The 15,700-nt window shown below is 63.5% G+C and carries 17 protein-coding genes; 11 read left to right on the forward strand and 6 right to left on the reverse strand.

Translation table 11 applies throughout. From position 1 onward, the window contains the following. On the forward strand, nt 1-336 hold a 336-nt coding region (locus KDH09_14520), incomplete at its 5' end, for an alpha/beta hydrolase (GenBank protein MCB0220910.1). 208 nt (nt 337-544) lie between these two features. After that, on the forward strand, nt 545-1,648 hold the full coding sequence (locus KDH09_14525; protein MCB0220911.1) for a DUF58 domain-containing protein: 1,104 nt from the start codon (nt 545-547) through the stop codon (nt 1,646-1,648). Nucleotides 1,649-1,828: 180 nt separating this feature from the next. Here KDH09_14525 and KDH09_14530 read toward each other — a convergent pair whose 3' ends face one another. From KDH09_14530 to KDH09_14545, 4 genes are all read right to left on the reverse strand, one after another. Continuing rightward, the gene (locus KDH09_14530) at nt 1,829-3,112 is read right to left on the reverse strand and encodes a hypothetical protein (protein MCB0220912.1); all 1,284 of its coding nucleotides are present in this window, start codon (nt 3,110-3,112) and stop codon (nt 1,829-1,831) included. Nucleotides 3,113-3,240: 128 nt separating this feature from the next. Further along, a complete protein-coding gene (locus KDH09_14535; protein ID MCB0220913.1) occupies nt 3,241-4,065 on the reverse strand; it encodes an ABC transporter permease in 825 nt (274 codons plus the stop codon). Further along, a complete protein-coding gene (locus KDH09_14540) occupies nt 4,065-4,988 on the reverse strand; it encodes an ABC transporter permease (GenBank protein MCB0220914.1) in 924 nt (307 codons plus the stop codon). The genes KDH09_14535 and KDH09_14540 overlap by 1 nt, the downstream gene beginning before the upstream one ends. Continuing rightward, nucleotides 4,988-6,550 (reverse strand): ABC transporter substrate-binding protein, encoded by a 1,563-nt coding sequence (locus KDH09_14545; protein MCB0220915.1) that lies wholly within the window; start codon nt 6,548-6,550, stop codon nt 4,988-4,990. Before KDH09_14545 ends, KDH09_14540 begins: the two co-directional genes overlap by 1 nt. Before the next feature lie 96 nt (nt 6,551-6,646). On the opposite strand from KDH09_14545, the gene dacB reads away from it, so the two are divergent. The 6 genes from dacB to KDH09_14575 all read left to right on the forward strand — a co-directional run bounded on the left by dacB (nt 6,647) and on the right by KDH09_14575 (nt 12,689). Next, on the forward strand, nt 6,647-8,152 hold the full coding sequence (dacB, locus tag KDH09_14550) for a D-alanyl-D-alanine carboxypeptidase/D-alanyl-D-alanine-endopeptidase (protein ID MCB0220916.1): 1,506 nt from the start codon (nt 6,647-6,649) through the stop codon (nt 8,150-8,152). A 136-nt stretch (nt 8,153-8,288) separates the two neighbouring features. Continuing rightward, nucleotides 8,289-9,062 (forward strand): hypothetical protein, encoded by a 774-nt coding sequence (locus KDH09_14555; GenBank protein ID MCB0220917.1) that lies wholly within the window; start codon nt 8,289-8,291, stop codon nt 9,060-9,062. Between the two features lie 22 nt (nt 9,063-9,084). Then, nucleotides 9,085-10,536, forward strand: coding sequence for a cyclic nucleotide-binding domain-containing protein (locus KDH09_14560; protein ID MCB0220918.1), 1,452 nt, complete (start codon nt 9,085-9,087; stop codon nt 10,534-10,536). Between the two features lie 65 nt (nt 10,537-10,601). Then, on the forward strand, nt 10,602-11,375 hold the full coding sequence (locus tag KDH09_14565) for a thiazole synthase (protein ID MCB0220919.1): 774 nt from the start codon (nt 10,602-10,604) through the stop codon (nt 11,373-11,375). A 4-nt stretch (nt 11,376-11,379) separates the two neighbouring features. Continuing rightward, entirely contained in the window at nt 11,380-12,030 is a 651-nt protein-coding gene (locus KDH09_14570; protein ID MCB0220920.1) for a thiamine phosphate synthase, read from the forward strand. 2 nt (nt 12,031-12,032) lie between these two features. Then, nucleotides 12,033-12,689, forward strand: a complete 657-nt coding sequence (locus KDH09_14575) for a glutathione S-transferase family protein (protein MCB0220921.1) — start codon at nt 12,033-12,035, stop codon at nt 12,687-12,689. A gap of 3 nt (nt 12,690-12,692) precedes the next feature. Here KDH09_14575 and KDH09_14580 read toward each other — a convergent pair whose 3' ends face one another. Continuing rightward, nucleotides 12,693-13,148 (reverse strand): PaaI family thioesterase, encoded by a 456-nt coding sequence (locus tag KDH09_14580; GenBank protein ID MCB0220922.1) that lies wholly within the window; start codon nt 13,146-13,148, stop codon nt 12,693-12,695. A gap of 77 nt (nt 13,149-13,225) precedes the next feature. On the opposite strand from KDH09_14580, the gene xth reads away from it, so the two are divergent. Genes xth through KDH09_14595 form a run of 3 tightly spaced genes read left to right on the forward strand, consistent with a single transcriptional unit; the run spans nt 13,226 to nt 14,676 of the window. Then, on the forward strand, nt 13,226-13,993 hold the full coding sequence (gene xth / locus KDH09_14585) for an exodeoxyribonuclease III (protein ID MCB0220923.1): 768 nt from the start codon (nt 13,226-13,228) through the stop codon (nt 13,991-13,993). 12 nt (nt 13,994-14,005) lie between these two features. Beyond that, a complete protein-coding gene (locus KDH09_14590) occupies nt 14,006-14,488 on the forward strand; it encodes an EVE domain-containing protein (GenBank protein MCB0220924.1) in 483 nt (160 codons plus the stop codon). Between the two features lie 5 nt (nt 14,489-14,493). After that, entirely contained in the window at nt 14,494-14,676 is a 183-nt protein-coding gene (locus KDH09_14595; protein MCB0220925.1) for a CPXCG motif-containing cysteine-rich protein, read from the forward strand. A gap of 3 nt (nt 14,677-14,679) precedes the next feature. On the opposite strand, the gene KDH09_14600 is transcribed toward KDH09_14595, so the two are convergent. Further along, complete coding sequence (locus tag KDH09_14600) at nt 14,680-15,435, reverse strand: GGDEF domain-containing protein (protein MCB0220926.1); 756 nt, start codon at nt 15,433-15,435, stop codon at nt 14,680-14,682. Nucleotides 15,436-15,700: the final 265 nt, after the last annotated feature.

Raw genomic sequence — 15,700 nt, forward strand, 5'->3', positions numbered from 1 at the left:
ACCCGAGAGCGGATGAAGGGCTATCTGCTGCCCCACCCCGACTACGCCTCGCGCGCGGGCATCCTGAAGTTCCCGCGTGAGATTCCCATGAGTCCCTGGCACCACAACGTGAAGTTTCTCGCCGAGATTGGCAATGGCCTCGAGGGCTGGGAGGTGCCGACCCAGATCATCTGGGGGATGAAAGACCCGGCCTTCAATGTGAAGTTCGCCCGGCGCTTTGAGCAGCTCCTTCCGGGTCACGCGCCCACCGTGGAGATCCCCAACGCCTCGCACTTCCTGCAGGAAGACACCCCCGAGCCGATCATCGCGGCCATCCGCAAATTCTTTGGCGTTTAGCCACAGAGGGCACAGAGTTCACAGAGCAAGAGAAGAGTTTGGAACCACAGATGAACACGGATGAACACAGATCAGAACGGATTTCTGGTCCTTCCCATCCGTGTTCATCCGTGTTCATCCGTGTGCATCTGTGGTTAATTCTTCTTCCTCTCTGTGAGCTCTGTGGCCTCTGTGGCAAATTTCTTCGGCAGCAGTCACGATTGGTGTGATGGAACTTGCAGCATCCAGTGAACCCAAGCCGGGCCTGCTCTCGCGCGCTCTTTCGCGGGTGTGGCGCTGGCTGCGTCCGCCGCGGCGGGTGCGGCCGACCAAAGCGGGATGGGCATTTCTTGGGATTCTCTGGGCGATCTTCTTCGCCGCGCTCAACTCGGGCAACAACCTGCTCTATCTCATCCTCGCGCTGCTCTTTGCGCTGATCTCGGTCTCGGGACTGTTCTCGGAATACTCGATCCGGCCGGTGCGGCTCACGCTCGAATTCCCCCGCGCGGTCACCGCCGGCGAGCCTTTCCACTTTCTCACGGTCCTCGAAAACACCAGCAAGCGCCGCGCGGCCTACCTGCTCTCGTGCGATCCCGCGCAGCTCCAGACCAAAGGACGGCTTGAGCTGACCGGCCCGCAATGGACTGCCTACCTCGCGCCCTCTGGAGATAGAGCCGGCAAGGGTGAGAGCCGGGTGAACCTGTGGCAGGAACTCACGGCGCCAAAACGCGGCGTGCTCGATCTCGAGGAAGTCTACCTGGCCACGCGCGGGCCCTTCGGGCTCTTCGATCGCAGGAAGCGCATTGCCTGTGGGGCGCAGATCTTCGTGTTGCCGCGCGCGCACAAATACGACAACGAAGAAATTGCCGGGCCGGTTGGAACCGGAACGCAGCTTCGCAAGGTCGCCGGCCAGGGCTACGACCTGCGCCACATCCGCGACTACCAGCAGGGCGAGGAGGCGCGCCGCATTGCCTGGCGCCCTTCCGCGCGCGCGGGCAAGCTACTTGTGCGGGAGAACGAGGACGAGACCGTGCGCCGCGTGCGCATCGCGCTTGCGAGCGCTGTGGGCGAGACCATGGTCGAGCGGCAGGCCAGCGTCGCGCGCTACGTGTGCGAGGACCTGCTCTCGCGCGGCTACCAGGTGCGCCTCGAAGTCCCCGGTGCGCCCCTGCCTGAGAGCTATGCCGCGAGCGATGATGAGCTGCTCGAACAGCTCCTGCCGCTGGCGCGCTGGCACGGCACCGGCGCGGCGCCTGTCATCAGCGCCGAGGACTCCCGCGTGCCGGTGCTGCGCGTGCTGGCCGGCGGGCGCGTCGAGAGTGCACCGGCATAGCGCTCCCCCGCCGCCGGGGGAGCCGGCCGCGAAAGCGGCCTGAGGGGGCAACGAAAAAGGGCGGACTTGCGTCCGCCCTTGTGAGTGTCGGAAGTCAGATGTGGCGCCAATCCCCCATCTGCGCTTCGCGCATCTTCCCCCGGCGTCGGGGGAAGAGCTGAATGGAGGGCGCTACGCGCCTCAGGCAAACCTTTCCTGCATCCAGGGAATCACCTTCTCCATGAGCTTGTCGACGTCGGGCGCGGTCTTCTGGCCGAACGGCGGCTCGAAGTAGTGCTTGGCGTCGAACTTCATGTAGGTCTTGTCCTTGTAGGTGACCGCGTTCCAGATGGGTTCGGCATCGGTCTTGGGGAAGATCTCGTTGTCGTGCTCGGCGTTGACCACCAATACCGGGACTTCGAGCTTGGCGATGTTGCGTTGCAGATCGGCATTCGATGAAAGCCCCGACCACGTCGAGAGCCACGCATGCGGCGTCACCACGCGCCCAAAACCGATGTACTGGTAGTTCATCAGGTCGGGCCGGTCGCTGAACAGCGACCCATAGGGACGGTCCGAGGGGTCGAGGTGCTTGTCCACGTAGTGGAGGTTGGCCTGCGTGCGGTAGATGGTCATCACCTGCTCGACTGCGGCGCGGCGCCCCAGCGCCTGGCGCGTCTTGAAGTCAGCGCCCGACTTCTTGGCGGCGTTGTACTGGGCGTCGAAGCGCACGGTGTCGTCGATCATTGCGTGGGCAATGGAATCCAGGCGACGCACGCGCGCGAGCTGGGCCTCGCGGTAGGTCTTGACGAACTCGGGCGAATACTCGCTCCAGCTTGGCGGCTCGGCAAAGCCGTTGTCGGGGTTGTACATGTCGAGCGCGGGATCGGTGAGCGTCGGGTCATACTCATTGGTGACCGAGGCATCGATGCACTCGTTGAGGATGCGGCCCTCGCCCTTGTGGCAGCTCACGGCGATGAAGCCGTCGGCGGGCACCATGTCGGCGCCGTTCAAAAAGGTCGTCGCGCCGCCGGGGGTCTTGGCGATGCGCTTGCCGCGGCCAAGCTGGGCTTGACTCTGGAAGAACGCAAAGAGCGAGCCGCCGCCCGAGTTGCCGAACAGCACGACCTTCTCGCAGCCCTTGCTCCGCAGATACTTCACGCCGGCGTTCACATCGAGGATCAGCTCTTCGTGAATGGCGGTGATGTCGTTATTGATGCAACGGGTATTGAGCCCCAGCGCCGCAAAGCCCGCGCGCAGGCTGGGCGGGATGCAGTAGTGGCGCGAGAAATCGGCCCGCGGGTGCATGACGAGCACGCCTACCTTGGGCTTGTCCACCCCGGCCGGGTGGTAATAGGTGCCGGAGATCTCGCGCATGTCGTCGGCCTTGAGCAGCGCGGGGCTCGCAACAGCGCCCTCGGGCAGCTCGCCCTTGAAGTTGAACGGCATTCCCAGCCAGTAGGTTTTCGAAATCAGCAACATGCCCATGGGGGTCTCTCCAGTCGTTTTCGGTGGTTCGTTCTGAAGACTGACGAGCGCGTCAGTCGGGTCCGGATGCTAGCAGATGGACGGGGGAAATCCAGCCGCCGTGGGCGGCTTTATTCGTTTGGAAGCGGCTAAGCCCGGCCCTTTACATCCAGCAGGTCGCGCAGGCCGTCTCCCAGAAAGTTGAAGGCAAGGATGGTCGCAAAGAGCGCGGCGCCGGGAAAGAACGCCACGTGGGGAGCGACGAGCAGGAAGTCGGTGCCGCCATCGAGCATGGCACCCCAGCTCGGAACCCCCTGCACGCCAAGGCCCAGGAAGGCCAGCGAGCTCTCCGAGAGAATTGCGGCGGCAAGGCCGAAGGTGCACTGCACGGCGAGCGGCCCGAGCAGGTTGGGATAGATGTGCCGAATCAGGATTTGCAGGTCGGGTACCCCCACGGCGCGCGCGGCCTGCACGAATTCCTCCTCGCGAATCTGGAGGACCTGCCCGCGTACAAGGCGCGCGTATCCAACCCAGCCGAGCACCGAGAGCGCGAAGACCACGTTGAGGTATCCGGGGCCCAGCCCATAGGCCAGCGCAATGGCCAGCAGGATGCCGGGGAAGGCTTGCAGCACGTCAATGACGCGCATGAGCGCGCTGTCCCACAGGCCGCCGCGATAGCCGCACAGACCGCCCAGCAGCGTGCCGACGAGCGAGCTCACGAACACGACTGCAAGGCCGATGGAAAGAGACACGCGAGATCCCATGGCAAGGCGCGCCCACAGGTCGCGGCCGAGCTCGTCCTGGCCCAGCAAATGCGCCGCGCCGGGACCGGCAAGCTCACCGGCAAGGTCGGGCATCGTCGGGTCGTACGAAGAGAGCCAGGGCGCGGCAAGCGCAATGAGCGCGAGCACGCCGACAATCACCGCGCCGATCCACAGCGAGGCGCGTCCCCTTCCGGTACTGCCGCGCGCCATTACTGCCCCTCCAGTCGGATGCGCGGGTCGAGCACTCCATAGAGCAGGTCGGTGATCAGGTTCACGCCGACGTAGATAAGCGAGATACTCAGCACGCAGCCCTGCACCACCGGGTAGTCGCGCTGGGAAATGCCCTGCAGCAGCAGGGATCCGAGGCCCGGCCACGAGAAGATTTTCTCGGTGATGATTGCGCCAGAGAGCAGCACGCCGAGCTGAATGCCCACCACGGTGAGCACCGGCAGCAGCGCGTTGCGCAGCGCGTGCTTGATCACGATGATCCGCGGCGCAAGGCCCTTGGCCCGCGCCGTGCGAAGGTAGTCCTGCGAGAGAGTCTCAAGCATCTGGGCGCGTACCATGCGCGAGAGAATGGCCGCCATCGCCGTGCCGAGGGTGAGCGCCGGCAGAATGATCGCCCCCCGTGCGTCGGCGCCCGAGACGGGTAGCCATCCCAGGTGGATGCTGAAGATGATGATGAGCAGCGGTCCCAGCCAGAACGAGGGCATCGAGATGCCGACGAGCGAGGCGGTCATGGCCGCCTGGTCGGCGAGCTTGCCTGCGCGAAGCGCCGCGATGGTTCCAAGCGGCAGTGAGATGAGTAGCGAGAATAAGATCGCCAGCAGCGCGAGCTGCGCCGTGGCGGGCCAGCGCTCGCCGATGAGTTCGGCAACCGGGCGGTCGTAGGCGATCGAGTGATGCAGGTCCCCGCGAAGCAGATCGCCCATGAAGTAGGCGTATTGCGCGGCGATGGGCTCATCCAGGTGGTGCTCGGCGCGCAGGCTCGCCAGCGAAGCGGTGCTCGCCTGCTCGCCCAGCAGAATCTCCTCGGGATCGCCGGGCAACAGGTGGATGAAGAAAAACACAATGGTCGCCACGGCCCAGGCAATGGGAATGGCATAGAGCAGGCGGCGCGCAAGGTAAGCCATCAGCGTGCCTCCTCAAGGTAGGCGCTCTCAAGCGCCCGGAAGCTTGCCAGCGTGTCGAGGGTAAAGCCCCCTACTCTATTGGAGACAATGGCCACGTTGCGCTCATGCCAGAGCGGCAGATACGGCAGGTCCTCGGCGAGGATGCGCTGGGCCTGCCGGTAAAGATCGGCGCGCTTTTCCTGGTCCATCTGCGTGCGGGCCTGCTCAAAGAGCCGGTCGACTTCGGGATTGCTGTAGCGCCCGCGATTGCGCCCGCCATTCTCCGGTGTCTGATCCGAGTGAAAGACCGAGAAATAGAAGTCGGGATCGGTCACGCCGATCCACGAGAGCGAGTAGAGCTGAAAGTTTCCGCGCTTGATCTGGTCGAAGAAGGTGCCCCACTCGTAGGACTGGATCTCGATCTCGATGCCGATCTGTGAGAGGCGTTGGCGTATCACTTCGATGTTGCGCAGGGCGTCCTTGTTCTGGGAAGTCTTGTAGAGGAGTTTGAGCCGCGGCCCCCCGCCGGCGGGCTCGGGATAGCCGGCCTCGTCGAGCAGCGCGCGGGCCTTCTCCGGGTCGTAGTCGTAGCGCGGCCCATCCTTGAGCTCCGCCCAGTGACCGTGCGGCAGGATGGCGTGCGCCAGATCGGCAAGCCCGCGCTTTCGATACTTCACCAGTTCCTCGCGGTCGATGCCGTGGGCGATGGCGCGGCGAACGCGCACGTCCCTGAGAACCGGGTCCTGCAGGTTGAATCCCACGTAGGTGAAGTTCGTTCCCGGCGTGGTCTGGATGGTGAGGTTCTTCTTCTTGCGAAGATAATCCACGTAGAGCGCCGAGACGTTGTTCATGGACAGGTCGATGTCGCCGTGCATGAGCGAGAGCACCCGCGTCGTCGGGTTGGGCACGTTGCGAAAGCGCACGGCAGGAAGCTGCGTCTTGCCGCGGAAGTAGTCTGCGTTGGGTTCGAGATCGATGAACGAAGGCGGCTGGCTTTTCACGAATTTTAGAAAGCCCGTCCCGACCGGCGCTGCTCGAAAGTCATGATCCGCGCGAATAAGTGCGCAGGGCAGGATCGGCAGGGTCATGGCGTCACGGAATGCGGCGATGGGCTCGCGAAGACGGATGCGCAGGTGGAGCGCGTCGATCACCTCGATGCCCTGGATGGGATCGAAGCTTGCGCGCACCGGCGAGTCACCCAGCGGGTCCATCACGCTGCGGTAGGTGCACAGCACGTCCGAGGCGCTCAGCGTGCTGCCGTCGTGAAAATGGACACCCTCTCGCACGGTGATCTCGAAGGTGCGCGGGTCGGGCTGGGTGAGGCTCTCGGCCAGATCGGGCTCGAAACCGCCGGTGCCGGCCGGACGCACGAGCCCGTTATAGAGCGTCTCAATCAGGTCGTAGGAATAGGCGTCGGTCGCAAGGCGCGGGTCGAGGTTGGTGGGAAAACTCTCCAGCGCGATCCGAAGCTGCGCTTCGTGGGTGCCCCCGGCGCTCTGGCAGCCCCAGAGCGCAAGCGCCAGTGCGCCGACCGCCAGAGCCAGCCGCGAGCGCAGAGATCGAGATTTTTCAGGAAAGCGCAATGTCGACCCGCCGAGCGGCCCTCACCGCCTCGTGTGAGCCAAAAGCCTAGCACAGCTTTCTTTCCTCTGCCCGGGCTTGTTGTAGACTCCCTGATGATGAGACGAATCCTCCTGCTCAGCATTGCGGCCCTGCTTCTTGGAGCCACCGGCGGCGCGGCCCAGACTCCCGCCGAGATCTGCCCGGGCTACTACGGCCCGCTCCCCCTGCAAAAACGCCTGGATCAGGCCATTGCCGCCAGTAAATACCTGCGCAAGGCCCGGTTCGGAATGCAGTTCGCCTCGGCGACCGAGGGGATTGTCCTCTATGAGAAGAATCCCGCGACAAAGCTCATCCCGGCCTCGGTGACCAAGGTGGTCACCGGCGCCGCCTCGCTCGAATATCTGGGCCAGGAATATTCCTTTCCGACTGATTTCTATGGGGAGCTCTCCGAGGACGGCACGCGGGTTACCGGGCCACTTTATGTCAAGGGCTCCGGCGATCCCTCGCTGGTTTCCGAGCGCCTCTACCTGATTGCCGAGACCCTGGCCGCACGTGGTATCAAGAAGGTCGAGGGCGGCCTGGTTATCGACGAGGGATTCTTCGATACCGAGCGCTTCAATCCCGACTGGAAGGTTGATTCCGACCGCTCCTACATCGCGGCGACCGGCGCGGTGTCTTCGAACTTCAATGCCATCACGATTGTCGTGCGGCCCGGCCAGAAAGCCGGCGACCCGGCCCGCGTGGTGCTCGAGCCGCAGGTGCGCTTCGTGACAATCGAGAACAATGCGCTCACCGGGGCGGCGGGCAGCCGTCACACCCTCTCGGCGCGGCGTGTGCGGGATACCGACGAGCGCACCGTCCAGGTCAATGGGCGCATCGCGACCGACTACACCGAAAAGCGCCTGTATCTCAATGTCGCCAGCCCGCCCCTGCATACCGGCGACCTGCTGCTGGAGTTCTTCGCCCGCATGGGGATTGAAGTTGCCGGCGGCATCGGCGCAGGCACCACGCCCGAGGGGGCGACGCTTCTTGAACGCAGCTACTCCAAGCCGCTGGGTCTGATCGTCCAGGACATGGGAAAATATTCCAACAACTTCGTCGCCGAGCAGATGGTCAAAACCCTTGGCGCCACCAAGCAGCTTCCGCCGGGAACCTGGCGCAAGGGAATCGAAGTGCTGAGCGGCTTTCTTCAGGGGCTCAATGTGCCGCTCTCCGACTGGGAACTTGAAGACGGCTCCGGGCTCTCCCACGGCAACCGGCTCACGCCCAGGGCGCTCGTTCGGGTGCTGGCCCACATGTTCCAGGATCCCCGGCTACGGCCCGAATTCGAGAGCTCGCTCTCGCTGGGCGGCGCCGATGGTACGGTGCGCCGACGCTTCCGGGGCGTGGACAATGCCAAGCGGGTGCGGGCCAAGACGGGGCATCTCTCGGGGGTGAGCGCCCTGGCCGGCTATCTCTATCCCGAGCACTCCCGCCCCATCGCCTTCAGCGTGCTGGTGAACAACTTTGAGGGCGGTTTCGGCGGCATCGAGGGGGAGGTGGACGGCATCGTGGAGGAGGTCCTCCATGCCTGTGCCAAGCCCCCTTCCCTGGAGCCGGTCCAGCTCGAAAAAACTGACTGAAATTCGATGGTTCTGGCTGCCGGGCGCGGCTGCCCGGTTTGCCAGAAATGACGCAATTGACTACTTGTAAGCCTTCTACCCCGGCTATTTGCGAGCTTCGGCGGGTGGAGATGTAAGGGAGGGCCGACTGTTCCAGATGGACGAGTCAGCCGACAAGGGGATCTTCCCAGCAGGCGCGCGCCCTGATTCCGACCAGGCGCGCGAGGAGTTCGACCGTTTCTTCGGCAAGGTTCCGCCAGGGACAGCCGAAGAACTGGCCAAGAGCTTCGAATACGCCAAGAGCGGCACGGAGGAGAGCGAAATCTTCGAACGTGCGGCCGAGCAGGAAGAGGCTCCGGCCCCTGCTGTTACGCCCCCGAGCGCCTCTGCTGCCGCGCCCGAAGCCCCGCCGCGACCCATTGTGCGGGTTCCCGGGGCCAATGACATCGAACCGCTCGATTTTCATCAGGCCACCCGCTTGCTTGAAGAGGCTACGCAGGTCTATGAGGTCAGCGACGCCCTGTTGGGCTATGCCCGCGGGATGTTCGGACGCGCGGCGCTCTTTGTCTCGCGCGCGCCCTGGCTTGAAGGCTGGGACGCAGTGGGCGGCGGTTGGAGCCGCGGGATGATCCGCAAGCTGGAGATCTCTCTCGAAGAGCCCTCCATCTTCGGCATCTTCCAGCGCGGCGCCGGCTATTACCTGGGGCCGATCCCCAAGACGCCGGCCAATGACGAGTTCGTGCGCATTACAGGCGGCAAGCGCCCGCGCAACTGTCTGATCGTGCCGATCCTGATCGGCAACCGAATTGTAAATCTGCTGTATGCAGACAACGGGCACGCCAGCGAACTGGCGGCGGATTTCTCGCAGATCATGCCCGTGCTGCAGACTGTCGGCAAAGCCTATGAGCGGCTCATTCGCTCGGGCGACTGAATAGGTAAATTGGGAAGCAACGATGGCGGCTGTTAACAAGGTCAAGCTCAAGGCGGAAGCGACGAAGTTCTTCCAAAAGGGCAAATACGAAAAAGCGATCGAGACCTATCGGACGCTGGTCAAGGCGGACAAGCGCGACGATCGCAGCATGATCCGCATCGCCGAGTGCTACCGCAAGCTCAAGAAGAACAAGGAAGCCATTGCCGCCTACCGCCAGGTGGCGACCTTCTACGCGAACGCCGGATTCCTGATCAAGGCGATCGCCATCAACAAACAAATTCTGGACATTGATCCGAACAACTCGGACGTGCAGGCCGAGCTGGCCGACCTCTACGCCAAACGCGGGATTCCCGCCGGTGGTGGCGGTGGCGCTCATACCGCGCCCGAGGTGGCGGCGGCTGCCGCCGAAGTGGAATCGGCGCTCGAAGAGGCCGAGGACGAGGAAGTCATCAGCGAAGCCGATGAAATCGCCGCCGCCGAGGCCGCTGAGGCCGTGACCCTCGACCTCGACGAGGATGTGCCCGACATGGCCTCGCTCTCGACCGAGGCCGAGGGCCTGCCCGATCTGAATGCGGCACCTGCAGCGGAGGCACCGCCTCCTCCGCCGCCGCCTGCGGCTCCGAGCGCCGCGGCACGCAACCTGCCCACGATTCCGCTCTTCAGCGACCTCCAGCCCGACGAGTTCGCGTTCGTGATCGACACCTGTCAGGTCAAGAGCGTGGGACCGCGAACCCGCATCATTGAAGAGGGCGAGATGGGTAACTCCATGTTCGTTCTCGTCTCGGGCGAGGTTCTCATCTATCGCCACGATGAAGCGGGCAACACGATCAAGATTACGACACTCAAGGAAGGCTCCTTCTTCGGCGAGTTCGCTCTTCTCTCGGACTCCAAACGCCATGCCTCCGTGGGCGCGCTGACCGATTGCGAGCTGCTGGAGATCACGCGTGAACACCTGGACGAGATCGTTGCCAAGTTCCCCCGTGTGGGCGAAGTGATGAACGAGTTCTACAAGAAGCGCATCCTGGCGACGCTGCTTCTTACTTCGCCCCTCTTCCAGCCGCTTTCCATCGAGGATCGCAAGCAGCTTGTGACCAAGTTCCAGATGATGACCAAGAAGCCCTCAGAGGACGTGCTCGTCGAGGGCGGCCCGGGCGACGGGCTCTACCTAATCAAATCGGGCGAGGTGGAGATCATCATCCACGACAAGGAAGGCAATGAGGTGACGATCACCTACCTGAGCGAGGGTTCATTCTTCGGCGAGATTTCGTTGATCGAGCACAAGCCCTGCACGGCGACGGTGCGCACCACCCAGGATACGATTCTGCTCAAGCTGCCCAAGGACGCCTTCAACGAGGTCATCATGACGCACCCCCAGGTGCTCGAACTGATTACCGAATACGTCGAAGAACGCCAGAGGGAGACCACCGAGACCCGCTCGAGCGTCAATTCGCTGAGCGAAATGGGCATGGTGTGACCGGCTGAACTTCAGCAACCAACGGCGCCCCACCCCCGGGGCGCTTTGTTTATGAGGAACCTGTGATGCAAGACAAACCATTCAAGATCGGCAAATACGAGTTCAAGAGCCGCCTGATTATCGGAACGGGCAAGTACAAGGACTTCGAGACCATGCGCGCCGCGCACGAGGCCTCCGGGGCCGATGTCGTGACCGTGGCGGTGCGGCGCGTGCCGCTCACCCGCGGCGAGGGGAACCTTCTCGACTTCATCGATCCCGACAAATACAAGCTGCTTCCCAATACCGCCGGCTGTTACACCGCCGAAGATGCGATTCGCTACGCGCGCCTGGCGCGCGAGGCCGGGATGACCGATCTGCTGAAGCTCGAAGTGCTCGGCGATGAAAAGACGCTTTTTCCCGACAATGAGCAGACGCTCGAAGCCGCCAAGGTTCTGGTGGCCGACGGCTTTACCGTCATGCCCTACTGCCTGGATGACCCCATTGTCTGCAAGAAGCTCGAAGACATCGGCTGCGCGTGCGTTATGCCGCTGGCCGCGCCGATTGGCTCGGGCCTTGGCATTCGCAACCCCTACAACATCCGCATCATTCAGGAGAGCGTCTCCTGTCCGGTGATCGTGGATGCGGGCGTGGGCACGGCCTCCGATGCGGCCGTCGCAATGGAGCTGGGCGTGGACGGCGTGTTGCTCAATACCGCCGTTGCGGTGGCCGAGGATCCGATTGCCATGGCCAGGGCGATGAAGCTCGCGGTCGAGGCCGGGCGCCTGGCGTATCTGGCGGGCCGGATGGACAAGCGCCTCTATGCCAATGCTTCCTCGCCGCTCACGGGAATGATGAGCTGAATTCGTGGGGAGCCTCGCCAAGAATCCGCCGATTCTCTACCTGATCGCGACCATCGATCAGGGTGGTGAAAACGGCGCGCGCGTGGCGGAGATCTGCGCTGCCGCGCGTGAGATCGCGCCAGCCGCACAGCTCACGATTCTGGTGCAACTTCGCGACAAGAATGCGAGTGCCGCGCAGCTCACAAAGGCAGCTTCGGCCTGGATCAAGGCGCTCATGGCGCACAAGGCCTTTGTTCTGATCAACGAACGCGCCGACGTGGCGATCTGCGCCGGGGCGCCGGGCGTGCACCTTGGCGCCGGCAGCATTCCGGTCCCCGAGGCGCGGCGCATGCTGCCGGAGGGTTTTGTCGGCTGGAGCGCCCACAGCCCCGAAGAGGCCGCGCGCGCGGCGGCAGAAGGTGCGGATTTCGTGACGCTCTCGCCCATCTGGGCCTCACCCGGCAAGGGGGAGCCGCTGGGAGTGCAGGCGCTCTCAAGCGCCGATTGCGGCAGCGTGCCGATGCTGGCACTCGGGGGAATCGGTCCCGAAGAAGCATGCGCGGCCCTGCGGGCGGGCGCCTCGGGTGTCGCAGTGATTCGCTCGGTTTTTCACGCGCCCGACCCGTCCGGTGCCGCGCGGGACATGGCGCGCGCGCTCACACAGGCGGAGGAATGAGCATGGCAGACTTCACACTCGTCATTGGAAACAAGAACTACTCGTCCTGGTCACTTCGCCCGTGGCTGGTGATGAAGCACCTGGAACTTCCCTTCGCTGAGGAACTCATTCCCCTCTACGAGGAAGATTCCGCGGAACGGCTTTCCCACTACTCGCCCTCGGGCCTCGTGCCGGTGCTCCGTCACGGCGATGTGCTGCTCTGGGAGTCATTGGCGATCTGCGATTATCTAGCCGAGCTCTACCCCAAGGCCGAGCTCTGGCCCTGGGATGCAGAGGCGCGCGCCGTGGCCAAGAGCGTTGCTTTCGAGATGCATGGCGGCTTTTCGGCGCTTCGCTCGAAGATGCCCATGAACATTCGCGGGACAAAGCACGGCAGGGGGCGCAGCCCCGAGGTGGAGAAGAACATCGCGCGCATCACCCAGATTTGGGAGGACGCGCGCACGGAATTCGGGCGCGGCGGGGATTTTCTCTTCGGGAAGTTCGGGATAGCCGACGCCATGTTCGCGCCGGTCGCCACGCGCTTTCGCACCTACGGGGTGGAACTTAGCGGTGCCAGCGCCGACTACGCCCAGGCCCTGCTGACCCACCCGGCCATGCTCGAATGGGAAGAGGCCGCCCGCGCCGAGCCCTGGATCATTGCGGTCAGTGAGGTCGAGTAGCGCCTACCTAGCCGGCATTGGAACGATGGCGTAAACGCACCAGCCTTTGCCGAGCAGCTCGCCCTTCTCGTCCCTGAGATCGACCTCGCCGTGGGCGATTCGCTTGCCCTTGCGGACAATGCGGCCCTCGGCAATGAGGCGGCCCTTGCTGGTCGGCTTGAAATACTTCACGTCCATCTCGATCGTCACCATGCTCCAGCCGGGCTTGATCGTCGTCGTCAGTGCCTGACCGATCGCCGTGTCGATAAGGGTGGCGTGGATGCCCCCGTGGGTGATGCCGTTCGGGTTGGCCAGCTCCGGGCGGGCCTCGACCGAGACGCGGGCGAAGTCGGTGTCGCTCTCATCGAGGGTGAGTCCCAGTAGCTTGAACAGCGGGGTCGCGTTGACGCGCCCGCTGGCTCGCTCGTGGCGGTCTTCGGGTTGTTTTTCAAAGAAGGGCCAGTCGTTGTTGTCGCTCATGGCGCCCAAGGCTAGCCAATGGCGGCGTCTCGGGCGAGACTTTTCGCCCCGCTCCGCGCGGGCTAAGCTCGGCCCCCATGAAAGTCGTTACCTGGAATGTGAACTCGATTCGGGCGCGCCTGGAGCGTCTGGAAGCTTTTCTCGAACGCCACGATCCCGACGTGGTCTGCCTGCAGGAGACCAAGGTGCAGGATGACTCCTTTCCCGAGCAGGCGGTCAAGGATGCCGGATATCACGTCGTTTTTCACGGGCAGAAGACCTACAACGGCGTGGCGATTCTGGCCAAGAGCGAGCCCGAGGAAGTGGTCGCTGCCTTCGAGGACGGCGAAGACGATTCGGAGGCCCGCCTGCTGGCCGCCACGGTGGACGGCGTGCGGATCATCAACGTCTACGTGCCCAACGGCAAGGAAGTCGGTCACGAGAAATACGACTTCAAGCTCCGGTGGCTTGAGCGCCTGAGCGAGTTCGTCGCCAATGACGCCGCCCCCGATGAGGAGCTGCTCATTTGCGGCGACTTCAACGTGGCGCCCGGGGATCTCGACGTGCACGACCCCAAGAAGTGGGACGAGAAGATCCTGTGTAGTACGCCCGAGCGCGACGCCCTGGAGGCGCTCACTGAGTGGGGCCTCACCGACGCTTTTCGCCACCTCTACCCCGATGAGATCCAGTTTTCGTGGTGGGATTACCGCAGCCTGGGATTCCAGAAGAACGCGGGCCTGCGCATCGACCTGTTTCTGCTGAGCGCGCCCCTGCTGGAGCGCTGCACCGATGTGGTCATCGATCGCGAGGAGCGCAAGGGCCAGGGCGCCAGCGACCATGCGCCCGTGATCGCAGTGTTTGAGTAAGGAGTTCTTTCGATGGCAGCAAAACGCCGCTACTGGCTGATGAAATCCGAACCGGATGTCTTTTCCTTCGACGATCTGAAGAATTCTCCAAAGAAGACCGCTTGCTGGGAGGGCGTGCGCAACTACCAGGCCCGCAACTTCATGCGCGACGAGATGAAGGTCGGCGACGGCGTGCTCTTCTACCACTCCAACACCAATCCGCCGGGAATCGTGGGAATCGCCACCGTGGCCAAAGAGGGCTACGTCGACCACTACCAGTTCGACAAGAAATCGGAGTATTACGACCCCAAGGCCGATCCCGACAATCCGCGCTGGATCATGGTGGATATCAAATACGGCAAGCCGCTCAAGAACTATCTCTCGCTCCAGGACATCCGCGAGGCCCCTGCCCTCAAGGACATGCTGGTGATCCGCCGCGGCCAGCGGCTTTCCATTCAGCCGGTCACCGAAAAAGACTGGAAAGCGGTGCTCAAACTCGGCGGGATTTCCGAGTAACCCCGATGGAAGCGTTCGGTCAGTGCCCCTACTGCGGCGAGACAATCTCGATCCTCGTCGATCCCGGCGGAGCCTCTACGGAACGCTACGTCGAAGACTGCGAGGTCTGTTGCCGTCCCATCGCGGTGACTGCCGTGACGGACGCCGAGGGAGAGTCTTACGTGCAGCTCGCCCGTCTCGATGACTGAATTTCAGGGAACGCCCATGGCGGGATCGCTCACCGGATCGGTGAGGTGGCTGGCGCGCTTCACACAGTTTCGACCGGCATTCTTTGCCAGGTAGAGCGCCCGGTCGGCCCTGGCGAACAGATGGAACGCCGCCTCGTCGGCATCGAGCTCGGCAACACCGAAGGATGCTGTAATCGGAACCGCAAGCGTTCGGTCCTTCGCCCCCGCTTCAATCATGGTCCGCAGACGCTCGGCAATCTGGGAGGCCTGCTCCTCATTGGTGTTGGGAAGGACCAGGGCCATCTCCTCACCGCCGTAGCGCGCGGGCAGGTCGTCGATGCGGGCCTGCTTTCTAAGAAGCATGCCGATCCCCTTGAGCACGTGATCGCCCATCTGGTGGCCGTAGTTGTCGTTGACGTCTTTGAAGTGATCAAGGTCGAAGATGACGAGCGAGAGGGGCTCCTGGGTGCGGCCGGCATGGGCGACAGCGCGTTCGAGTTCCTCGTTGAGCGCGCGGGCATTGGCCAGGCCGGTGAGCGCATCCTGGCGGGCCAGCAGGGTGAGCAGAACATTGGCTTCGGCGAGCGACTGGGCGCGGCGTCCGAGTGCCCAACCGAGTCCGCTCATCACGATTGTCGTTCCCAGCCAGATATAGAGATACGTGGCATAGTCGGGCGGAGCATCCGGAAACACGCGAAACAGCACGAGCAGTCCCACGGGCGCCCCCTGCGCCAGCAAGAGCCCCAGAATTGCCCCCGATCTGCCAGTCAGCCGAATCATTTTGTAGCTCTGTACGCTGCCTTTGACACCAAACTACCCGGATTTGAGCCGCCTGAAAACAAAAAAGGCCCGCTCGAAGCGGACCTTTTTCGGCGATAAAAACACGACTTTGTCAGGAAGCAGCACCGGAGACTCCGGCGTCAAGCTCCCGCTGCTCGCTTTCCTGAGCCAGCTTTCGCGAACGAAGTGCGAAGAAGACGATCAGGGCCACAAATGCCGCCAGCACGCCGGCGATTGCGCCGATCAGGATAAGCACGCCCTTTTG

This window comes from Chrysiogenia bacterium (assembly GCA_020434085.1).
Lineage (GTDB): Bacteria > JAGRBM01 > JAGRBM01 > JAGRBM01 > JAGRBM01 > JAGRBM01.